20 protein-coding genes are annotated in these 23,115 nt (G+C 43.6%); 9 read left to right on the top strand and 11 right to left on the bottom strand.

Going from position 1 to position 23,115, the window contains the following annotated elements; translation table 11 throughout:
* Positions 1 to 177 precede the first annotated feature (177 nt).
* Together U5K72_05615 and pdeM are read left to right on the top strand one after the other, a co-directional pair.
* Positions 178 to 2,631, top strand: a complete 2,454-nt coding sequence (locus U5K72_05615) for a ligase-associated DNA damage response DEXH box helicase (GenBank protein MDZ7718282.1) — start codon at positions 178 to 180, stop codon at positions 2,629 to 2,631.
* A gap of 135 nt (positions 2,632 to 2,766) precedes the next feature.
* The gene (gene pdeM / locus U5K72_05610; GenBank protein ID MDZ7718281.1) at positions 2,767 to 3,423 is read left to right on the top strand and encodes a ligase-associated DNA damage response endonuclease PdeM; all 657 of its coding nucleotides are present in this window, start codon (positions 2,767 to 2,769) and stop codon (positions 3,421 to 3,423) included.
* Between the two features lie 81 nt (positions 3,424 to 3,504).
* On the opposite strand, the gene U5K72_05605 is transcribed toward pdeM, so the two are convergent.
* On the bottom strand, positions 3,505 to 4,206 hold the full coding sequence (locus U5K72_05605; GenBank protein MDZ7718280.1) for a GDSL-type esterase/lipase family protein: 702 nt from the start codon (positions 4,204 to 4,206) through the stop codon (positions 3,505 to 3,507).
* A gap of 198 nt (positions 4,207 to 4,404) precedes the next feature.
* On the opposite strand from U5K72_05605, the gene U5K72_05600 reads away from it, so the two are divergent.
* Entirely contained in the window at positions 4,405 to 4,923 is a 519-nt protein-coding gene (locus U5K72_05600; protein ID MDZ7718279.1) for a hypothetical protein, read from the top strand.
* A gap of 276 nt (positions 4,924 to 5,199) precedes the next feature.
* Here the strand turns inward: U5K72_05600 and U5K72_05595 are convergent, their stop codons facing one another.
* The 5 genes from U5K72_05595 to U5K72_05575 all read right to left on the bottom strand — a co-directional run bounded on the left by U5K72_05595 (position 5,200) and on the right by U5K72_05575 (position 8,211).
* A complete protein-coding gene (locus tag U5K72_05595) occupies positions 5,200 to 6,609 on the bottom strand; it encodes a M1 family metallopeptidase (protein MDZ7718278.1) in 1,410 nt (469 codons plus the stop codon).
* A gap of 39 nt (positions 6,610 to 6,648) precedes the next feature.
* Entirely contained in the window at positions 6,649 to 6,912 is a 264-nt protein-coding gene (locus tag U5K72_05590; protein ID MDZ7718277.1) for a hypothetical protein, read from the bottom strand.
* A gap of 18 nt (positions 6,913 to 6,930) precedes the next feature.
* A complete protein-coding gene (locus U5K72_05585; GenBank protein ID MDZ7718276.1) occupies positions 6,931 to 7,098 on the bottom strand; it encodes a hypothetical protein in 168 nt (55 codons plus the stop codon).
* Positions 7,099 to 7,162: 64 nt separating this feature from the next.
* Positions 7,163 to 7,705, bottom strand: coding sequence for a hypothetical protein (locus tag U5K72_05580; GenBank protein MDZ7718275.1), 543 nt, complete (start codon positions 7,703 to 7,705; stop codon positions 7,163 to 7,165).
* Positions 7,702 to 8,211 carry a hypothetical protein gene (locus tag U5K72_05575; GenBank protein ID MDZ7718274.1) on the bottom strand — a complete coding sequence of 170 codons (510 nt, stop codon included), beginning with the start codon at positions 8,209 to 8,211 and terminating at the stop codon, positions 7,702 to 7,704. The genes U5K72_05580 and U5K72_05575 overlap by 4 nt, the downstream gene beginning before the upstream one ends.
* Before the next feature lie 232 nt (positions 8,212 to 8,443).
* Between U5K72_05575 and hisS the strand changes: the two genes are divergently transcribed.
* Positions 8,444 to 9,706: a histidine--tRNA ligase gene (hisS, locus tag U5K72_05570; protein ID MDZ7718273.1), complete on the top strand. Its 1,263-nt coding sequence runs from the start codon at positions 8,444 to 8,446 to the stop codon at positions 9,704 to 9,706.
* 256 nt (positions 9,707 to 9,962) lie between these two features.
* Positions 9,963 to 10,181 carry a hypothetical protein gene (locus tag U5K72_05565; protein ID MDZ7718272.1) on the top strand — a complete coding sequence of 73 codons (219 nt, stop codon included), beginning with the start codon at positions 9,963 to 9,965 and terminating at the stop codon, positions 10,179 to 10,181.
* Positions 10,182 to 10,822: 641 nt separating this feature from the next.
* Here the strand turns inward: U5K72_05565 and U5K72_05560 are convergent.
* The 4 genes from U5K72_05560 to U5K72_05545 form a co-directional block, all read right to left on the bottom strand.
* Entirely contained in the window at positions 10,823 to 12,958 is a 2,136-nt protein-coding gene (locus U5K72_05560; GenBank protein MDZ7718271.1) for an amino acid permease, read from the bottom strand.
* 105 nt (positions 12,959 to 13,063) lie between these two features.
* Entirely contained in the window at positions 13,064 to 13,318 is a 255-nt protein-coding gene (locus U5K72_05555) for a hypothetical protein (protein MDZ7718270.1), read from the bottom strand.
* Positions 13,319 to 13,335: 17 nt separating this feature from the next.
* The gene (locus U5K72_05550; protein ID MDZ7718269.1) at positions 13,336 to 13,680 is read right to left on the bottom strand and encodes a hypothetical protein; all 345 of its coding nucleotides are present in this window, start codon (positions 13,678 to 13,680) and stop codon (positions 13,336 to 13,338) included.
* Between the two features lie 534 nt (positions 13,681 to 14,214).
* The gene (locus U5K72_05545; GenBank protein MDZ7718268.1) at positions 14,215 to 14,445 is read right to left on the bottom strand and encodes a hypothetical protein; all 231 of its coding nucleotides are present in this window, start codon (positions 14,443 to 14,445) and stop codon (positions 14,215 to 14,217) included.
* A gap of 190 nt (positions 14,446 to 14,635) precedes the next feature.
* On the opposite strand from U5K72_05545, the gene U5K72_05540 reads away from it, so the two are divergent.
* The 3 genes from U5K72_05540 to U5K72_05530 are packed head-to-tail and all read left to right on the top strand — an operon-like array spanning position 14,636 to position 20,328.
* Positions 14,636 to 16,432 carry a cation:proton antiporter gene (locus U5K72_05540; protein MDZ7718267.1) on the top strand — a complete coding sequence of 599 codons (1,797 nt, stop codon included), beginning with the start codon at positions 14,636 to 14,638 and terminating at the stop codon, positions 16,430 to 16,432.
* Positions 16,433 to 16,484: 52 nt separating this feature from the next.
* Complete coding sequence (locus U5K72_05535; GenBank protein ID MDZ7718266.1) at positions 16,485 to 20,174, top strand: hydantoinase B/oxoprolinase family protein; 3,690 nt, start codon at positions 16,485 to 16,487, stop codon at positions 20,172 to 20,174.
* Positions 20,155 to 20,328 carry a hydantoinase B/oxoprolinase family protein gene (locus U5K72_05530; GenBank protein MDZ7718265.1) on the top strand — a complete coding sequence of 58 codons (174 nt, stop codon included), beginning with the start codon at positions 20,155 to 20,157 and terminating at the stop codon, positions 20,326 to 20,328. The genes U5K72_05535 and U5K72_05530 overlap by 20 nt, the downstream gene beginning before the upstream one ends.
* A 3-nt stretch (positions 20,329 to 20,331) precedes the next feature.
* Here the strand turns inward: U5K72_05530 and U5K72_05525 are convergent, their stop codons facing one another.
* A complete protein-coding gene (locus tag U5K72_05525) occupies positions 20,332 to 21,381 on the bottom strand; it encodes a serine protease (protein MDZ7718264.1) in 1,050 nt (349 codons plus the stop codon).
* Positions 21,382 to 21,950: 569 nt separating this feature from the next.
* Here U5K72_05525 and U5K72_05520 point away from each other — a divergent pair.
* Entirely contained in the window at positions 21,951 to 23,096 is a 1,146-nt protein-coding gene (locus U5K72_05520; protein ID MDZ7718263.1) for a M20/M25/M40 family metallo-hydrolase, read from the top strand.
* Positions 23,097 to 23,115 lie beyond the last annotated feature (19 nt).

Raw genomic sequence — 23,115 nt, 5'->3', positions numbered from 1 at the left:
AAAACGATTCAGGTGTGATTCATCGTTACTTTCTCTTGGGTTTCCTAATAAGTCCATTTTAATTTCTGCCACGAAAACACAAAAACAAGAATTTTTTTTGAGATTTAGTTTAGCCGTCTGACCGCTTTGAGCGATCTGACGGCTTCTTTCGTGATTTAGTGGCTACAAAAACAACGTATGCAGCAAGCACAATCCATCGTTGAAAACTGGTTTGAGTCAAAGGAGTGGTCTCCGTTTGACTGGCAGCGGGAGGTCTGGAAAGCGTTTCTGGCTGGAAAATCCGGCCTGCTAAATGCCCCAACCGGCAGTGGTAAAACATTCGCTCTTTTCATGCCAACGCTTATGCGATGGATTGAAGCTCATCCTGACGATTATCAAACCAAAGAAAAGAACGGACTTCAACTTTTGTGGATGACTCCCCTCCGCGCACTGGCCCGAAACCTGGAAGAGATTATGCAGGAGGTTGTGGATGATCTCGGAATTCCGTGGAGTATTCAGCGGCGAACGGGTGATGTTTCCTCTTCCGTCAAACAGAAGCAGAAAAAACAGATGCCGGAAGTGCTCATCATTACCCCGGAAAGTCTGCATGTTTTACTGGCTCAGAAAGGATATCCAAAACGATTCAAATCTCTGAAATCTGTTGTAGTTGATGAATGGCATGAACTCCTCGGCTCAAAAAGAGGAACTCAAACGGAACTTGGTTTATCACGACTTCGGGGAATGAATAAGGATCTGCAAACATGGGGAATTTCGGCAACGATTGGAAATTTTGATGAGGCTTTTGATGTACTTCTTGGTGTTCCATCTCCTGATGATGCAGTGATCATCAAAGCGAATATTCGAAAAAAGATTGACGTAAAAACCGTTCTGCCGGATGATGTCGAGAAGTTTCCATGGTCAGGGCATCTGGGTACAAATCTACTTCACAAAGTTTTACCCATTCTGGACAAAAGTGGCTCTACGTTGATCTTCACCAACGTCCGCTCGCAGTGCGAAATCTGGTTTCAGAAATTGTTAGAGGCGAATCCAAATTTGGCCGGCGAGATTGGAATTCATCATGGATCTCTTAGTCGTGATGTTCGAGATTTTGTTGAAGGAGCACTTCATTCAGGAGATCTGAAAACTGTGGTCTGCACCTCCAGCCTTGATCTCGGCGTTGATTTCACACCTGTGGATACGGTCGTTCAAGTTGGAAGCCCGAAAGGTGTGGCACGATTTATTCAACGCGCCGGGCGGAGTGGCCATCAGCCGAATTCTGTGAGTACAATTTGGTTTGTACCCACACATGCACTTGAATTGATTGAAGCAGCTGCATTGAAAGAAGCCGTTCAGGATGAAAAAGTAGAATCCAGAATTCCGGTTTTAAAACCGTTTGATGTATTAATTCAATATCTCGTCACGCTTGCTGTATCTGATGGATTCGATCCCGAGCAAATTTACAGGGAGGTCAAACAAACCTTCGCCTTTCAAACATTGCGGGAAAATGAATGGGATTGGATTCTGAACTTCATACAATTTGGCGGTAAATCTCTGTCCCGGTATGATGAATTCTCGAAAGTGGAACCTGATGAAAATGGGTTGATGAAAGTCTTTGATCGACGAATTGCACGGCGGCACCGAATGAGCATTGGTACCATTGAAAGTGCCTCGATGATGCGCGTAAAATATATGAAAGGCTCAACCCTGGGACGAATTGAAGAGTGGTTCATTTCACAATTAAATGTTGGAGATGCATTCTGGTTTGCAGGGCGGAACCTGGAGTTAGTTCGGGTGAAAGATCTTACCGCTTACGTTCGAAAAACAAAAGGAACCAGCAGCAAAGTCCCAGCGTGGCTTGGGGGACGAATGTCACTTTCGTCAAATATGTCAGAGCTGCTTCGTAAGAAATTACAAGATGCAGTGAATAAGAATCATGACAGTATCGATTTAAAAACGATTCAGCCTATTTTCGATATTCAGAAAAAACGATCCATTCTTCCGGGAAATGAGCAGTTTTTAATTGAAAAATCGTACTCCAAAGAAGGCTGCCATTGTTTCTTTTTTCCATTTGAGGGACGATATGTTCATGAGGGAATGTCGGCCTTAGTTGCACATCGCATCTCCAAGTTAATGCCGATCACATTCTCCATTGCGATGAATGATTATGGGTTTGAGTTACTTTCTGATCAGGATATTCCAATCGAAGAAGCATTGAAACATGATCTGTTTTCTGAGAAGGATTTGGTGCGAGATATTCGCGGAAGCCTCAACAGTACGGAACTTGCAAAGCGAAGATTTCGGGGAATCAGTCAGATTGCAGGATTGGTCTTTCCGGGATATCCGGGGAATCAAAAGAAGAGCCGTCATCTGCAGATGTCATCCGGACTCTTTTTTGATGTATTTTCCGAACACGAGCCAGACAATTTACTACTTCAGCAAGCCCACGATGAAGTCCTCCAATACCAGTTGGATGAAGCCCGGCTTCGTCAGGCACTACAGCGAATCGCAAAACAGGAAATCGTATTGAAACATGTAGACCGATTTTCACCTTTCGCATTCCCCATATTTGTAGATCGCCTGCGGGAAAAGTTATCTTCTGAAAAACTGATTGATCGAGTAAAAAAAATGCAGAAGCACTTGGAGGTAGAGTAATTCTCCCCTTGAGGGGAGTCCGACTTTAGTCGGGAGGGGTGTACATCCCCCGAGTTCTTCCGATTCCGATAAATCGGATCGGATTCACATTCCCCCTTCGAAGGGGGATTTTTTCAAATTACCGTTTATAAATTAATGTCATCTTCATTCACTAAAACCATACAAAACCAAACTTGGAAATTACTCCCGGAAAAAGCGATCTATTGGAAAGAGAAAGAAACTCTAATCATAACAGATCTGCACATTGGAAAATCCGGTCATTTTCGAAAAGCGGGGATTGCCGCGCCATCAACGATCAACACAAAAAACCTTGAACGACTTGAGAAATTGATTCGAAAACATCAGTCTTCAACCCTGTTAATTTTGGGGGATCTCTTTCACAGCCGGGCCAATCGGGAATGGCTGGAGTTTGAAGAATGGCTGGAAAATTTTGAGGATTTGGATATTCAATTAGTGATCGGAAATCACGATCTGCTTCATCAATCTTTTTACGAGTCTGCCAATATCTCTGTTCATAAGACGCTTGAGATCGGCGATTTTCTATTTGTTCATGATCCGGAGGATTCACTGAAATCTGACTCAAACACTACAGTTGTTGCCGGACATATTCATCCCGGAATATCCATCAAAGGAAAGGGACGTCAGGCGTTACGATTTCCCTGTTTCCTTTTTTCGGATGAGAGGATTTTGCTGCCTGCATTTGGAGAGTTTACGGGACTTTACAATATCAAACCTAATGAGGGTGAGCAGATTTATGCTGTGGTGGAGGAAAGTATTGTTGAGTTATATTAAGAGATGGCGCAAGCGTCTCGCTTGTGCCATAAAGGACAAGCACGAGTGAGAAGCTCGCGCTATCAAAATGACAGACTACTTTTACTCGTTCATCAATCTTTCAAGAGTTGGCCGAATTGCCGCATTCCATTTCGCATAGCCATCTTCATTCAGGTGCAGAAGATCATCAAGAAACAGGGAGTCGTCCGGCGTACCGTCTGCTCCTAAAATTGGCGTAGCCAGGTCTACGTAATAAAACTGCTCATTCTCACTCATGTGCTGCTTGATCCGCTGATTCGCCTCTTTCATCTGGGGCCATTTGTCCCATCGGCTGCTGCTTGGTTTGATGGGGACGAATACAAGTCTTGCATCCGGAAAATCACTGGTTAATCGGTCTGTAAATTCAATATAGTCCTCAAAAACCTGGTCATTTGATTTGCCGGAAGCCACATCGTTATCTCCCTCATACAAAACTACCACGGATGGATTGTAAGGAAGAACCAGCTCATCGTAATAATACAGCAGATCCGAAAAATGAGAACCTCCAAATCCGCGGTTGATCACCGGCATATTTGGAAAGGCATCAGCTGTTTTCCAGAGCCGAATGCTGGAACTTCCCACAAAAAGGATCGCATCTTCGGGAAAGCTGTTTTTGCTGTCCCACTCTTCAAACCGGTTGATCTCCTCCTCAAATCGAAGCGGATCGGGATCTTCTACGGTTTGCGTGAAAACGGGTTTACTTAGAAAGAAAACGATGAAAAATAATAATGATAGCTGTTTCAATAGCGAAAATGATCGGCTCATTTTTTTAAGTCTTGAGTATGTAGTGACCTGTCAGCGTGTGGTAACTCCTGACAGCGTCACGTATTTTACGTGAACCACAACGCTGACAGGACCTTCGGACGCTGTCAGGTTGTTCATCAATATCATGAAAAATAGATTGATCTTGCAAACGATTTGAACATTTATTCTCTTGATAGGGATGAACTCAATCTAATGATTATGATTTCTGCACGACGAAAAATCTTCATTTTTCTGATCCTTCAACTTCTGTTTAGCGGACTCCTTTTCGCTCAGTCAACAGAGCCTGATCTTGAAACCATCAACCAAAACCGGATTGGGTTGAACAGCAAAGGAATGCTGATGTTGGGCGGATGGGCGGTCAGCAATATGATTGTCGGCGGAATTGGAATGGCAAAGACAAATGGTACGACTAAATATTTCCACCAGATGAATGCCGTGTGGAATACCGTAAATCTTACGATCGCAGGATTTGGTTACTACGGGTTAAGGAATCAGGATGTAGGCATGTCACTCTCCGAAACTATTTCTGAATTCCACAGTTTTGAAAAAATTCTGCTATTCAATGCCGGACTTGATGTGGGATACATGGCACTCGGCGCTTTTCTTGTGGGAGCGCGGGTTGAGAAAAGAGAGCAATCGCCTGACCGGCTACGGGCAATCCCTCATTTTACAGGGTGGCTTTCCTCTTCGCATTTGATACGATTCTCTATTTTTTGAACCGATCTGAGAGTAGCCAGTTGATGGACTTTGTGAGTAACGTTCAATTTACCGGAACCCAACTGGTGGTTTCGATTCCGTTCTAAGCAACCTGCCAGAGCATCTGTGCTTTTCAGATTCCTGGCAGAGTTGCGATTTTTAAGTGAAGTACCACAACTCTGGCAGGACCTCCACTTCGTTTCGGACTCTGCCAGGTTGTTCAATTTGAGATGGCGTCCCGAAGCATCGGGATGCCTCACATGGACAAGCACGAGCGAGACGCTCGCGCTATCTTATTTACTGCTCAGAATCCGATCCAGCCCCAACCAAATGAAACTCTTTCAAAATCTTGTTCTCGGGATCAGCCTCCACTTCAACATTGGCACCCACTTCAAAAGAGATTCGTTTGTTTTCGGGACTCAGGGTAACGATTTCACCATCAATTTTTACTTCAATCGGCATCGGAAAGTCTAATCCTTCGGGGACTTCCCAACGGAGAGTGACTAAATTCCCATTTCGGCTGGCGTTTAGAACCGGCAGTTTTGGCTGACGAAGATACACCTCAAACAACCAATCCAACTCCTGTCTGGAAATATCTTCAGACAAATAAAGCAGATCATCTGTTGTGGCAAATCGAACCTGGCTTCCGTCGGTGACCGATTCCATCTCTTCTGTTGGATAGGCAAATCGTCTCAGAATTGTAAAGAATGCATCATCTCCAACAACATATCGGAGGGTGTGTAAAAACCAGGCGCCCTTAAAATAGACATCTCCCCCGCGGGTTCCCTGCGTAATTTCATATGTACTCATCGACTCGCGCGGGGCTACGGCCATTTGCGGATCATCCGCCATCCGAAACCGCAGAAATTCCATCGATCGCTTGTATGCTTCTTTTCCACCCAAATGCTCTGAATAGAGCGGCTGCATGTACGTTCCGATTCCCTCGTGAAGCCAAAAATCACGCCAATTATAAGCACTCACAAGATTCCCCCACCACTCATGCGCCAGTTCATGCTGATGCAAGTCATCAAACTGTGCTTGTCCATTTGATAAAGCTCCATTCTCAAACCCAGCTCCATATGCAATCAAGGTCTGATGTTCCATACCCAAATGCGGACTGTGAGCCACTCCGTATTTATCCGCCCGAAACGGATACGGTCCCAATATCTCCTCAAGAAATCGAAGCTGATCAATAAACTGTGGAAAGAGCTCTTTTCCTTCCTCAAGATTTTCCGGCAACACCCAGAATTTTACCGGGAACTCATCCCCGCTCGTGCTTGTGTACATTTCTTCGATGACCTCATAAGGTGCCGCATTCACCGTAACATTGTAGTTGTTAATGGGCGTTGAGACGAACCAGTTCCATGTTTTCCAACCATCTTCACGATTCGTTTCACCTCGCAAACGTCCGTTCGATGCTACCACCAAATCCACCGGCATGGTAAGATTAATCGCAACCGAATCCGCTTTGTCTGACGGATGATCTTTATTCGGCCACCAGATCCAGGCGCCGTCGGACTGAACCGTCACGGCCACCCAAGGCTCACCGGTTGAGGTTGTATCCCAAACCATACCTCCATCCCAGGGTGGATTTGGCGCTACACGCGGTTTTCCGCTATAAGAAATTCGAAGTTGCTCAGATTCTCCCGGTTGAAGGGTGGCCGGATAATTCACAAAAAAGTTCTGAGTGGTATCACTCCTGGAAATATTCAGGATTGATCTTGCATCGTATCTGATTGGATCCGCTCAACGGCATGAAATCTCTAAACGAGGATCAAGAGCAACTGCGATTTCATTGGTAGGCTGAACCACATCAAAATGGATATCCACAAATCCGGAAACGGTGCTGTCTGCAGGATTGATTTTCAGATTCAGATCATAAAAATTCACGTTGTAAGCAGCAAGTTCCGGGGTTAAATCCCCGCCTGAATCATACATTACTTCTTGCGAGTGAGCCGGTTGGATTGACAAAAGTATCAGACAAAAAAAGAGTGTAATTCTTGAAAGCATAATGTGAATTTAGATGAATCAGACCGGATCAAAAATAGAAAAAATTATGGTGGATTGTTGAAGGAGTGAAAAGGCAAAACGCAAAAGTAAAAAGTTCGGCTGGCGATTGTCTTTTTCGCCTGCCGAATCAACAACTATATGATCAGTAGGATAGCCTGATCCTTGTTCTAAGCCAATAATACTCATCGGATGACTGCTTGCAACGAAAAACTCGACAGCCGATAAATTCAGCAGTCTGGAGCCCCTCCTTTTAAAGAGTATCGACTTTCTGATCGCCCTCTAATGTATAGTGAATGGTGACATCCTGGTATTCGTATTCCGCCTCGATATCAATGTAAGGATCATACGTTTGATACACGTTCCCGGAGGCATGATAAGAACGCTCACCATTTGAAACGTCTATCAGCAGATCTTCTCCGGCGATGCTTCCATAAATTTCGCACTGTTCCGGATCATTGCACTCTGGGAAAACGCGATGATTTCCTTCTTCACTGACATCAGCTCCATCCAAACCGTAAAATCGAAATCTGTTTCGCTCATTCTCTACCTTTTGGATTTTTACAATTAGAAGTACAAAAGTGGTATCCTGTTCAATTTCCCCGGTATTCCCAGCAGAAACCGTTGACACTATTTTTTCACCCCTCAGATAATAAACTCCCGGTATTGGCGATTCATTACCAGGTGCTGTAGAACTGCCTGAACAACCCATCAACATGAGTATAGCTACACATAATGTTGCAACATTTATAAAAGGAACTGTACAATCGTTTTTTGATTTTCGGATTTTAATCATGGTTGCACCTTTACACCTTTTAGTGAATAGTCGATACCGATGCCTCTGTACTCAAAGTGTGCATCTAATGTAATCTCCCCGTTTTCTAATTTTCCCATAGCATCATAGGTCCCAAGAGGACTTGATATATCTACGACAAATTCACTACCTGTTAGATTTGCAAATGCACAATCAAAAGGAGTAAACTCATCACAAGTCCATGGAAGAGCTCCCTTTTTGCCATCATTTGCACCATGTAAACCAAAAAACCTAATTGTATCTGGTCGATTTTCAACAAGCTTGATTTCTAATGTAAAGGAGGTCTCAATAGTATCACGAGACAAAATCACTATATCGCCTCCCCATGAAGGCCAAGGAAAATCGTACGTAAGATTAACCTGTTCTCCGTGAACGAAATAAACTCCTGAAATTTCATCCACAGGCTCCGGATCTGACTCAGATGGGTTTTCAGAACAGCCTGAATAAAACACGAGAAACAAGAGAAAAGGAAAAATGATCTTTTTCATTATTGACGTTGATAAAGTAGAAACTCCCAAATGAATGACTTTACTTATTACAGATTATCATTTTTTCTATTCCAATTCAATAGTTGCACAGTATTAACTCGACAGCCGACGAATTCGGCAGTCGAGATCTCCGGACTCAAGACTCAGGACTAAAAGCAGATTCTTTCCACAATCCCCCTTATCTTGTGCCACTTAACTGTTAACTGAAATTCTGATAACTGTTCACTGATTTATGGCTCAGCCAAAATATACAACCCACCTCGGTATGGTGGATATTCTGCCCGATGACGTTCGCAAATGGCAATATCTTGAAAACCTGATTCATGAGGAGGCGGAAAAATTCAACTTCGAAGAGATTCGAACGCCCATCATGGAGCAGACCGAACTGATTGTCCGCGGCGTGGGTCAGCTGACAGACATCGTATCAAAAGAGATTTTTGCATTTAGCCGTGGGGATGACAATTACGTGTTGCGGCCCGAGTTGACCGCGCCGGTTGTTCGCTCGTTTGTGGAACATCACTTGGAACAGCGCGGTGGATCGCAGAAACTGTATTACATTGGACCGATGTTTCGTGCCGAGCGTCCCCAAAAAGGCCGGCAGCGTCAGTTCCACCAGTTCGGCGCTGAAGTGCTGGGAAGCGACGACCCGATTGCGGATGTTGAGATCATCGCCTTTATGGTTCACATCTACAAGAAAGTGGGAATCACAAATACCTCGCTGAAACTGAATTCCATCGGCGATCCTGAAAGTCGTGAGGCTTATAAACAAGCATTGAAAGATCACCTCAAACCGAATTATGAGAAACTGAGTGACGTCTCCAAAAAACGGTTTGAGAAAAATCCGCTTCGCATTCTTGATTCAAAAGAGGAGGAAGATCAGCCGTTTATTGAATCGGCTCCTCTGATTACAGAATATTTGAATGAAGAATCTTTGAACCACTATGAAAAGGTAAAAGAGTATTTGAATGATCTGGAGATTCCGTTTGAGGAAGATCCGCACCTGGTTCGCGGGATGGATTATTACACGAAAACGGCATTTGAACTGATCAGCCCTGATTTGGGTGCGCAGGATGCTTTGGCCGGCGGCGGTCGGTACGATCTGCTGGTTGAAGAGATCGGCGGACCGAAAACTGCGGCCGTCGGTTTTGCAGCGGGAATGGAACGCTTGTTTATTGCGTGCGAAGAGTTGGGAATTGAACTTGGTACCGAGAAGTCGGTAGATGTTTATATCGTTACGCTGGGTGATGCCGCAAGAAAGTGGGGATTGAGTCACCTGCCAAAACTTCGTGCTCAGGGTCTATCCGCAACCATGGATTACAAAGGCCGTTCGATGAAAGCCCAGATGAAAGACGCGGATCGTGAAAATGCCCGGTATGCGATTATCGTGGGAGATCACGAACTGGAGAGTGAGAAATTCACTTTCCGTGATATGAAAGAGAGCGAGGAAGAAGCCCTTTCTATGGATGAGATTTTTAAACAGTTACTCACGAGGTAAAGGAGAAAACCACAGAGAGTACAGTGAATTCACAAGAAGGCTTTGCAAAACTCTGCCCGTCATCCTGAACTTGATTCAGGATCTCCAGATACTGGCTATAAAGACGAATGGAGAATCTGAATCGAGTTCAGATTGACCAATAACCACGGTTTTGCAAAGCCCTCCACAACTGATAAAACGTTGTGTTCTTTTTGCCGTTATAGTTTTAAAATATTGCGGTTTTTATCATATTTGTAGCAGAACAAAATACGCTTATATGGAAAACAGAATAAAACAAGATATTGTGGAATGGATTTCAAAGCCTGAGAATGAAGATCTCTTAGAAACTCTCAGACTTATGAAGGAAAAATCGTCTACAAGAGATTGGATGAATGATCTGACGGATTCAGAGAAAGAATCCATAGAAAAAGGACGTAAAGATCACATTCAAGGTAACACTCTTTCGAGTGAGGAGTTTTGGGCTAAACATGCCTAAAATCAAAAAAATTATATGGTCTTTAGAATCTTCAACAAAAATTACCTCTATTAAAAAGTATCTTTATGAAGAGTGGAGCGAAAACGAGGTAAAATATTTCATCAAGAGACTCCAACATTTTGAAAAATTAGTGACTCACTATCCCAAAATTTATCCAGCATCTAAGAAATTTCCGTGTCTCAGAAGAGCCGTCATTACAAAGCATCAATCTGTAATCTACGAACTGGATCAGGAAATCATCAGAGTACATACGATTCTCAATCACAAGCAGAATCAATGAATCTTAAGAAGAGGACTTACCCATTTTTTTGATGCAAAAGTATTACAAGTTCTATGTTCTTTTGGCTTGACCCAAAAGGAACCAAAAGGTCAAGGCTGTGAATCCTTGGCGGCGGACACGAGTTCACCGTGGAATCCTTCCAATGGTCCATATCGCTTATAGCCCTTTAATTCCGTTTCTCGCCGGTACGAAAGGATTCTTCTCACGGTTCAATCGGTGTCCTTTTTTCCGCCAACGATTCAAGGCCAACTATTCTTCCAAAATCATTATTTCCACTTAAAGGATATTATAAAATACTGTTTATATGGATCTTAAATATTATAGTTTGAAAATATTGGGGTAACTTCTCATCTTAAGAAAACTATTCCATGCTTCTGCGGTTATCCTGCCCTAATTCAGTATGTCTTTTAATCTCTTCTATATCTTCTTTCTCACCAATAATGGAAAGCTCGTCATTTTCTTGAAACACAGTATTTCCATGGGGAAAAATTAGTTCACCTTTCCGCTTTATCATCGTTATCAGGCTTTCACCGGGCAGCAGAACGTCTAACTCTTTCACCTGTTTACCGATTATTGTTTCCGTCTTGGAATTCTTCTTCACTGTGATGTTAATAAACCGTTCATCCCGTAAAAGAATTTCGCGCAGTTCTACTTCATCTTTGGCTTTAAGCCATCGTTTTTTGAAATCGGGATTGTCAATCATTTCAGCAAGATGCGCCAGAATTCGCAGATGCTGACCTGACTTTTCGGTTGAACTGACGAGGTAGATCAGGCAATGAATTTTATTGTTTTCCTTCGCATCATTTTCGGTATCTAAACCATTTTGAAGACGAATCAGAGCAACTTCTGTATCAATATCACTATCAATGCGAACATGTTTCAGTGCAGTTGAGTTGCCAACAGAAATAATGTTGTCATCAGTATTCTGTGAAAACATATCCACCAGTGATTTTTTTGAGATATCGGCCCGTTCCGCCATCATCGAACAAACCATATCTGTGACAGAGGAAACGCTAATCGGATCTACTAAATCGAATACAAGAGAATGCCCGATAGCCTTCTCATACGGATCTTCTTTTCGAAGGCCTTTTTCCCGCATGATGCCACGCATCTCTCTTTCGAGTCCTTCATATTGATATTTGCCCAGTCGTGCATGAACGTGATAGATCGCACCCTCTCTAACCACTTTGTCTTGTGCATAACTGAAGTACCAAATAACACTAACCGTTGCGATCACAAGAGTAAATGCGATCGACAGAAATCCCATCTCCGCAATCAGAAAACCTGAAATAAACAGGCCGGCAATTTGCATATATGGATACCAGGGAGATTTAAACCCGGGATCGTATCCCTCAATTTCGCTCTCTCTCATAACGATTACGCAAACATTCAAAATCCCAAATAACATCAGCTGAAATGCACTTGCGAGTTTTGCTACCGATTCTACATTAAAAAGAAGAATCAAAAGAAGCATCGCCCCAACGGTAGACAGCGTTGCGACGGTTGGTGTTCCAAAACGCCCCAGCTCCGAAAATACTTTTGGAATCAGCTGGTCGCGGCCCATCGCCAAAGGATATCGGGCGGCCGACATAATCCCCGCATTGGCTGTGGAAGCAAACGCTGCAATGGCCGCCACAACAACCAGTATCAATCCAACCTCACCGGGCAGCCAGTTCATAAATACTTCGCCGGCTGTTGCTACGGGTGTTAAGTCTGAATGAAGAGCTTCCGGATCAAGCAACATAACCATGATAAATACTCCAACCACGTAGATAAACGTCGCTGTTGCCAGCGAGAGCATCATACCCATCGGAATATTCCGATCGGGGTCTTGCACCTCTTCTGATACACTGGCCACTTTTGTTAAACCGGCATACGATACAAACACAAAGCCGATAGTTGCAAAAAATCCCTGGGCACCAAACTGGAAAAAAGGACTGAACTCACTACGTAAAACATCAAAAAAATCCACGTTTACAACTGCAAACATTCCCTGGAATACATAGAAAAACAGGATACTTACGAGTGTTGCTACAAGAACATTCTGCAGCCAGCTGCTCTCTTTAGCACCTACAATATTTGTTATTCCAAAAACGATCGTAAGAGTCAGTGCGACCGGTACGATTGGCAAATCGATAAAAATAGCGATGTATGCCCCCATTCCAATCAAAGCAAATGCACTTTTAAAGATAAGCGCAAGCCAGGAGCCAATACCTCCAACCGTTCCAAACAGCGGACCGAGACTTCTGTCAATGAAATAATAGGCACCCCCTGCCCGCGGCATAGCTGTAGACAGCTCGGCAACACTAAACATGGCCGGTAAAATTAATATACCGGCAACAAAGTAAGCCAAAATAACCGACGGACCTGTTTGAGCTGCCGCCAGCCCCGGCAACAGGAAGAAACCGGAACTAAACATAGCACCGGTACTGATGGCATACACATCAAAGAGTTTTAGCTGTTTTTTAAGCCTTTTATTCTTATTTATTTTTGCCACTTAATTTTCTTGTTGATTGGGATTTAAAATCTGAAATGTAAAGAACCTGATAAATCATATTACTTACAACTCAACTTCAACAATAGATAACCAATGCTAAGAATTTCACTGATTAATAATCACTTTATAAACTTCATCCGGGCTTGTTACCTCTTTTAACTTTTCAACTTTTTTTCCCGGACGTATTAATCGCGCTGCTGCATTCACTCCTTTCAGGTGCTCATTTACAGTCATCTCTTTCGGGCTTAGAAGCATTAATACCACCTGAGCACGAGTTGATGCTTTAGGAATTTGCAACCCTTCTTTAACAAGACCAACAAACAGCATTTGACGATCCACCAATGAGGTGTGTGCATCCACATCTTTTCCATCTCTCGCTACAGTAAGCGGAAAAACAGGTTGATCAGATTTTTTTTCCGGATCATACAGGCGATATCCATCAAGGTATCTGACGTTTCGGGATTGGCCAGCGGGACCAAAATTCGCTGGGGTGCTTCCGAAGGTTCATAGGGCTTGCTTTCCTCCTGGACGGCAACATCCTGGCCATATTTTTCCACCAGCCACGGACCGACCAGACAGGTAATGAGAATCAAAATCACCACGGCGTTCACCGCTGTTTGGTTGAAGAAAAGAATAGGCGCCAGCAAAATGATCAGCATCACCAGGGCAAAGATCATTACCGGGTTTGAAAAAGGCAGGGTAAAATTTAATGCTTCATTCATATTTCAAAAGTGTTCAAATCTCTTAATGATATTACCATCGAATAACGGAGAGGAGGCAATTTTTCGATAGTTTATTATCCGAACCCCCAAAAATTAACATGGCGATGAACAAAGTTTAAATCTTTTGTATTAAATTATCTGATGAATGATTTATAATTATTTTATGTGTGAAACAGTTCCTTTTTGTTATCAGAAAAAAATGGCTGATGCGGAATCAAGGTGTGAGAATCCCTGGACAAGATAAAATGCCCGATCGATGATATAATATGTACCGCCGGATCGCGGCAAAGCAGTGGCCAATTCGGCTTTACTTAGCATAGTAGGAATCACTAAAAACCCCGAAACCAGGTAGACGAGAAAAACCGAAGGCCCCGTTTCTCCCAAGCTGTTTATTTAATTTTTTTGATTCTTCCGGCACAGGTAAAGTTTAGCTTATCAGATAGAGATTGGTGTCTTGTTGCGCTGTAACAAGACGTGAAAATGACGGCCTCTTAGATTGGTTTAAATTTATACCCTACATCTCATCATGTTTATTTAATCGGTTTTATCCAGTTCCTGCGCTTTAAATGATTTCCAAAGCCTGGCGCCCATTCGAATGGAATACCCAATCAACAGAAGCCCGATAAATCCCTGAATTTTTACATTTAACACAGGATGAAGATCAAATAGTTCAATAATACTGTACTCAACAACTGCGGCTACCAGTAAAAGTCCAAGCAGCCACAATGTCTCAGTTATTACAGTATTTCGAAGCTTTTTTTTCATAGCACCTTTGGTTTGAGTCAACTTCAGCTCTTTTTATAATACTAATTATTTCTCAATTCTAAGGAGTTCCTTTCCTACCTGCCTGATGAAAATTATAGCTTTGGGAATTAGTAGTAGGTTACCCATCTTATCATTCTTATTTTTATCGACTGTATTGAACCCTCCATAAAAGAGGTTTTTTAAAACATCTATGGCTGAACATTTTCTTATTTCCATAACAAGTATTTTTGTTTTTGGAATTGGTGCGCAGTGGATCGCCTGGCGGTTTCATCTGCCGGCTATACTTTTGCTGCTTATTTCAGGTATCTTGGCCGGACCGGTATTTGGCCTGCTTGACCCGGATGCCCTTATGGGCGACCTCTTCACACCCTTTATATCGATTTCTGTTGCCATTATTCTTTTTGAAGGCGGGCTGAGTCTTCGTTTCTCCGAGCTGAAAGATTCAGGTGGTGTGATCGGAAACCTGGTTAGTATTGGCGTTTTGATTACTTGGGTTGTGATTTCACTGTCATCTTACCTGATTTTAGATTTCGGGCTGGAACTCTCAATACTCCTGGGCGCCATCCTGGTTGTTACAGGCCCCACAGTCATCATTCCATTGTTGAGACAAGTTCGCCCATCAGGCCAGGTTGGGTCGATATTGAAATGGGAAGGGATTGTGATTGATCCTATTGGTGCTATGCTCGCTGTTCTGGTTTTTGAAGTGATTTTAACAACTGGTGTAAGTTCTGCCACCAGTGCCATTCTGATGAGTATTGTTAAAACCATTTTCCTGGGTACACTCTGTGGATTAGCGGGCGCGGGAATCATCTACTTTATACTAAAAAAACACATGCTGCCCGATTTTCTGCAAAACCCGGTCAGCCTGATGATTGTAGTGTTAGTGTTTACCGTTTCAAATGAGTTTCAACATGAATCAGGATTATGGGCCACCACCCTTATGGGCATTGTTCTCGCTAATCAGAAGGCCGCTTACATCCATCACATTATTGAATTCAAAGAAAACCTCAGGGTTCTGCTGCTCTCAGCTCTGTTTATCCTTTTGGCTGCGCGGGTTGAGTTGTCGGAGTTGTTAGCGCATCTCAACTGGAATGTATTGGCTTTTCTCGGCATCATTATTTTGATAGCCCGCCCGCTCTCCGTCTATGTATCAACCATGTTTTCAAACATAAACTGGAAAGAGAAACTGTTTCTTTCCTGGATGGCGCCGCGCGGAGTTGTTGCTGCGTCTATCTCCTCCATTTTTGCAATCAGCCTGGCACAAAACGGCTTTGAGCAGGCCAATCAATTAGTGCCCATTGTGTTCATCGTCATTATTTTTACTGTTGCTATTTATGGCTTACCGGCCGCGTGGGTGGCACGAAAACTGGGAGTTGCTAAACCTGTTCCCAAAGGAGTTCTTATTCTTGGTGCAAAAGATTGGTCTATTTTGGTCGCCAAAAAACTGAAAGAGGAAGGGGTAAAAGTGTTGATGGCAGACGCCAACCTGAGCAATGCGACCCAGGCACGTTCTGAAGATGTTGATACATTCCATGGTAATGTCTTGTCTGAATTTGCTCTCGATGATATAAATCTGGACGGAATTGGCAAAATGGTGGCGTTCACTCCAAACGATGAGGTCAACTCGCTGGCCACACTTCGGTTTAGTGATATACTGGGGCGTTCCAACGTTTTTCAATTACCGGCAAACAATAAAAGAAACGAAGAGAATGATGAAGTATCCGATCATCTCAGCGGTCGTATTCTTTTCGATAGAGATTTCAATTACACATACTTAGCAAATCGGATCCGGTCTGAAGATGATCTGCAGATAACAAAACTAACCGGCGATTATACATTTTCAGATTTCAAAAGTGGAGATGAAAAAAAGGGGCAAAAAATCCCGCTCTTTCATATTACCTCAAATAATGAATTGCATCCGGTTACAATTGACTACCCGAATATCCCCACAAAAGATGATAAGATAATTTATATTCGATTGGAGTAAAGAAACAGGTCCAATAGCCAAACATCTTAATCTTTTTTAACCCGCTTTTACAATGAGCATCTCAGCCAGAAATTCGGGCATCCATCTGTATACCGATACAGGAGGAACATTTACGGATACTATTGCTGCAGATTCCGATGGAAATATCATAAACCGCGTTAAAGTATTGAGCAACAGTGCACTGCGCGGTTCGGGAAAACGAATCGACAGTTCAACTATTGAGATTAAACTCCATGAAAATGTCGATCCATCCGACCATTTTTTTGTGGGGTATCAACTTCGGCTCACAGGTATTTTAGATCAAACGTTTGATGTTACCCATTCAAAAAAGAACCGGCTTTCTGTTGAGTCCCTGTTGCCCGATGAACTTTCTTCTGACAAACCGTTTCCGGTTGAAATTCAAAGCCCTGAGGAAGCACCGATTTTAGCTGCACGATTGATCACAAATACTCCTTTAAAAGAATCTCTCCCACCGCTCCAATTACGATTATCAACCACAAAAGGAACAAACGCCTTGTTGGAGCGGCAAGGTGCCAAAACTCTTTTTTTGATTACGGAGGGTTTTCAAGATCTGCTTCGTATTAAAAATCAGCAGCGGCCCAACTTGTTCTCTCTCAACATAGATAAACCCGAACCCTTTGCTTCCCATATCATTGAGGTGCCCGAGCGGCTCGACTCAAAAGGAAATATTCTGAAAAAACTGGATCTGGATAAATTAAAAAAGAGGCTGGATTCCATTCCATCCGACATTGAAGCCGCAGGAATCTGCCTGATGCACAGCTACCTGAATCCTCATCACGAAAAAGAAGTAGAGAAACTGCTTCGGGAGATGGGTTTTGAATTTATCTCCCGCTCATCCAATCTGAGTGCAACGATTAAAATTGTACCGAGGGCTGTTACCACTGATATCAACAGTTACCTCACACCGGTGATGCAGAAATACCTCGACAAAATCTCTGCTGTAGCCGAGAACACCACATTACGGGTGATGGGCAGCGCCGGTAGTTTGATTGACGTCAATCATTACAAACCCAAAGACGGCTTGTTAAGCGGTCCGGCCGGCGGGGTGATTGGTGCCGCTGCCATTGGCGAACGAAACGGATACTCTAAAATCATTTCGTTTGATATGGGCGGCACCAGCACCGACGTTTCGCGATACGAGGGCCAGATGGATTACATTTTTGAACACTCCGTGGGAGATGCCACACTCTCCTCGCCCGCCATTGAGATTGAAACGGTTGCGGCCGGTGGTGGATCGATTTGCGACTTTGACGGAAAAAGCCTGACCGTTGGGCCTGAAAGCGCCGGGGCTGATCCCGGTCCAGCATGCTATGGCCAGGGCGGTCCGCTGACTATTACGGACGTGAATTTGCTAACCGGCCGGCTCGATCCATCCAACTTTCATATTACCATCGATCCGGATGCATCAAAAAAGGCATTCGAAAAATTGATTGATAAAATGAAAGAGGCGGATGGTTCTCAAGAGATCAACCGAAATAAAATTCTGGAGGGATTTCTTGATATTGCCAATGAACGGATGGCCCAGGCAATTCACAAAATTTCGATCGAAAAAGGGTTTGATCCGTCCGAGTATGTAATGATTGCATTTGGTGGAGCGGGAGCACAGCATGCGTTGTCGGTGGCAGCAAAATTGAACATCACAAAAGTACTGGTGCCTTCAGATGCCGGTTTGCTGAGCGCATATGGATTGCAGCAAGCCCGGATCGAAGAGATCACATCCAGGCAAATTCTAAAACCGCTCACTCAAGTGTCCGGTTCACTCAATGATTGGCTTAATGAATTAACCGAGGAAGCTACCCAAAAAATAAAGGAGCAGGGACTTTCTGAGGATCAGATCGAAATTTCCAGGAGAATCTTATTCCTGCGGTTAAAAGGACAGGACACCTCGCTGGAAATTGATGGTGCAAATCTTGAAAATTTAGAGGGGCGTTTCCAAGAAGAGTACAAGCAGCAGTATGGACACTGGGTGGAAAACCGGGAGATTGAATTGGAGGCGATTCGGGTGATTGCTTCTGAAATAAAATCTGATCAAAAAGTAGATAACACATTCTCTTCAGAGAAAGAAAAATCTGCTGCGATTTCACCATTTAAAGAATCCGGAATTATCCATAACGGGGAGGCTCAAACTGCTTCCGTGTATCGAAAAGAATCCCTAAAACCTGGAATGAATCTCAAAGGCCCGGCCCTGATTTTAGACCCACATAGCACAACGGTCATTGAACCGGGTTGGAAAGGAATCTATAGAGCAGACGGCACCTGGCAGTTTGAACAGATTTCACAAAGTGGAATAAAAAGTGATTATGAAAAATCCGAGAGCATCAACCTGCAATTGTACACGAACCGGTTTACGTCCGTTGCCGACCAGATGGGAGAAATGCTTCGGCGAACGGCCATCTCCGTGAACGTAAAAGAACGGTTGGATTTTTCCTGCGCTCTCCTTGATGCCAACGGATATCTGGTGGTGAATGCACCTCATATTCCGGTTCATCTTGGAGCAATGGGAACTTGCGTACGAACGCTCATTCGAGACCTCCAAAGTTTCCAAAACTTTGGAGGTCTGGCAGAAGGTGATGTTATCGTTACAAATCACCCCGGGTTCGGCGGCTCTCACCTGCCGGATGTAACCGTTGTAACACCCGTTTTTGTGGATGGAGAAAGAATAGGATTTACGGCCAGCCGCGCTCATCACGCTGAAATTGGCGGAAAACAACCCGGTTCCATGCCCCCGGATGCGAATAACCTGGCTGAAGAGGGTGTTGTGATTCCGCCAACACAGATCGCAAAAGATGGAGAGTATGATTGGTCAACACTTGAAAACCTGCTCAAAGAAAATCCATATCCAACCCGTTCTTTCGATGAAAATATGGCGGATATCCGCGCGGCGGTTGCTGCAAACTACAGGGGAGCAGAGGAGCTAAAAAAGCTCGTTAAAAATTACGGGAAAATTGAAGTTCTTCGATATATGGACAAGCTGAAATCGTATGCTTCAGAGCGGATGAAATCAACCCTGAAAAATATAGAAGATGGAGTTTACCAGGCAACTGAACAGCTGGATGACAAGTCTGAACTGTCAGTGAAATGTATGGTATCCGGCAGTTCACTTTCGATCGATTTTGAGGGCACATCCGGTGTTCATCCTGGTAATCTGAATGCCAATCCATCTATTGTAAACAGTGTAATTATTTATGTTCTTCGACTTTTGATTGACGAACCTCTTCCGTTGAATGACGGTTTACTGGAACCTGTTGAGATCACTATTCCAAGGGGTATGCTGAATCCCGAGTTTCCCTCAGATCCTACAAAATGCCCGGCTGTGGTTGGCGGAAATATTGAAACAAGCCAGCGCTTGACAGATACGCTTCTCAAAGCGTTCAATATGGCTGCATGCAGTTACGGAACAATGAATAACGTTCTATTTGGAAATGATTCCTTCGGATACTATGAAACGGTTGCAGGCGGAACAGGTGCCGGGAATGGATTCCACGGAGCGGATGCGGTTCACCAACATATGACAAACACCCGTGCCACCGATCCCGAAATTCTGGAACATCGCTATCCGGTGATCCTCAACCGATATCAAATCCGAAAGAAATCAGGTGGAAACGGAAAATGGAAAGGCGGCAACGGGATCATTCGAGAGATGAAATTTACGGAACCGGTAACTCTTTCGGTGTTAACCCAACACAGAACCGTTCCTCCCTATGGCCTTGAAAGGTGGTAAAAATGGAAAAACTGGGCAACAAAAACTGATTCGAAAAGATGGAACAAAACAAAAACTCTCCTGGCGAGACGGCGCTAAACTAAACTCCGGCGATATATTCGTTTTAGAAACTCCCGGTGGTGGCGGATTTGGTAAAATACCCAATAAACTTTAGCAATTATTGCCTTGGAACGATCAACCCAAAATCGTTTAATTGATCCTCTTTCTCTCTGAAAAACTCCATGATTACTTCTGTATCTACGGCATTGGTAATTCCATAATTAATTCGTGGTGCTGTACGCACAAAAACCTCACCTGTATACGGAACATCCGGATCATACTCATCTCTTTGGATAGTTTCGGGGGCCAGGTAGGTTTCACTTTGACCCAATGCAGATGTAACGATGCCTATAAATTCCAGACCCGATCCATCATTGCGAACAGCAAAAAGTGCTCCGCCGCTAAATCCGCGATTAAACGACGCATCAATTAGAATACTTCGGGATGGATGGTCACTGCGGCTGGCGATACCCATCGTTACCATCTTCGCTCCTTTTGGATAACCCAACGCATAGACGATATCTCCCCAGCTTAGTTCATCAGACTCGCCGACAGGAAGCGACAGGGAAGTCATCAAGTTTTCACGTGATTCGGAGTTTGTCATCACAGCAAGGTCACGGCTGGTATCATACGCAACGAGCTCCAATTTTATTACTCCTCTCTCATTCAGTAAAATATAATTCACCGATTCTCTTACAGAAACAGCCTCCACATATCGTCCACCTTCATTCGCTGGTGCAGGGCGATAATGCCAAATTGTATCCGGGTAAAAAACAGTATGAGATGCCGTTAGCATAGCATATTTGCCTCGATACTCACTCAAAACGATGGCTGTTCCAGCGGTCGACTGATCGTCCAGGTACGATTGGGCTGCTACATCTTCAAACTCTTCACCTTCCAATTCTGATCTGAGAGGCAGGTCATCCACATAAAACTGGTAGGTCCTGTAGATCACATTGTTCTGAATTCGCACAACTGATCTGAAGCCTTCATTGATCTGATCCCTGACCACTTGCGACTGCAGATGATTCTTGTAGTAGCCATTATCACCTCCACTCACACCCGCTTCACGGGCTCCCGTACAACTTACTGCAATTAAAAAAAGAGCGATATACAGGAAGTTCCAATGTGGTTTTATTGGCAGAAAAAACGTCTCAATTTTTTCCATGGCAATCTATTTAATGAGTGAATTAAACTAAAAATGCTAATCAACCCTCGTGATAATCAAAACTCCAAACAGAAATACTCCGATCCATACGTGCCAAATCATAGTAAAAAAGGCGATCTCCTTCCTGATACTCTTTTATTCATGTTGGCATTTAATCATTATAACTACTCTTATTGTACTAAAATTCACAAGAATGTAAAACTGAGGTTTTTACAGTTGGAATAAAAAATCAGTTCCTGCATATCTTTTTAGTTGATCCTGTTATCCGGTTCTATCAGATTTTCTTGATCGTTGGTACCTAAAATTGAATCTGACCCACTGCAATTCTTCTACTCTCTTTTCTTATATTTATCAACCAAATAATTCCGAGAAGGCTTTGCAAAACTCTGACCGTCATCCTGAACTCGATTCAGGATCTCCAGATACTGGGTATAAAGACGAATGGAGAATCTGAATCGAGTTCAGATTGACCGATAACCACGGTTTTGCAAAGCCTTCTACGATAGAAAATAAACACTTATTGATCTTAACCGTAACAGGCGTTTTGATTATTCCTTGAAATTTTCTTCATGAAACAGTTTACAGTCATATCAATTATTCTTGCAACTATCTGGTCCGTTTCCTGCAGCCAGGCCCAGGATTCCGTCGAACAAATTAAAACTGCGGTTTCACAGGACGATCTTGAAATGAAAATCCATTTTCTTTCTTCTGATGAACTGAGAGGCCGTGCTACCGGAACTCCCGAACTTGATATATCAGCCAGATTTATCGCGGATTGGTTCCGGACTTATGAGGTTTCAACAGCTCCCGGATACAATTCCTATTTCCAGGAATTCGATGTTACACTGCGGGACTCATCTGTCGTAAAAAGTAAAAATGTAATCGGTGTGGTTGAGGGTTCAGATCCCGATCTTCGTGATGAATACGTGTTGTTGGCCGCTCATTACGATCATGTTGGAGTTGGACCCGCAACCGCCGAGGGTGATTCCATCTACAATGGTGCACGCGATAATGCCGTGGGTGTTGCCACGGTGATGGCAGCCGGAAAATATTTTGCGGATCATCCCCCAAAGAGATCCGTTATTTTTGCACTCTGGACCGCAGAGGAAATTGGCTTAATCGGGAGCAGTTATTTTGCCGAAAATCCTGCTGTACCTCTGGATCAAATTGTTTACAATCTGAATATCGACGGAGCCGGGTATAACGACACTACAAAAGTAACCGTGGTGGGACTGGAACGAACCGATGCGGAATCCATTTTTGAATCTTCGGTACAAGCATTTGGCCTTGAAGCCATTCCAAGCCCGGTACCGGAATTGGGCCTTTTCAACCGATCGGACAATGTGCATTTTGCACGACAGGGAATACCTGCCCCGACGTTTAGTCTTGGATTTACTGCATTCAATGAGGAACTTCGATATTACTACCATCAGCCAACGGATGAATCAAGTACAATCAATTTTGAATATGTAACCAACTATGCAAGAGCATATATTCTTTCGGCTCAACAAATTGCAAATGCTGCCGAAGCACCTTTCTGGGTTTCAGGAGATGAGTATGAAGATGAAGGTGTTCAGCTTTATGGGATTGAATGGTTCCTTGTACGCCGGACAGCTTGTCCGGCACTGGCAGACTTTAGTTTTGGCAAAGTCCGGGAGGTTGTGTTGTTGAACGAAATTCAGGCATCCTGTTCCACAAGCATCGATAGGAATTGAGTTAATCAGTAACGGACAA

The sequence above is a fragment of the Balneolaceae bacterium genome (genome assembly GCA_034521495.1).
Lineage (GTDB): Bacteria > Bacteroidota > Rhodothermia > Balneolales > Balneolaceae > Rhodohalobacter.
Note: the sequence above shows the minus strand (reverse complement) of the source record. Positions and strands in the feature narration are given on the sequence as shown.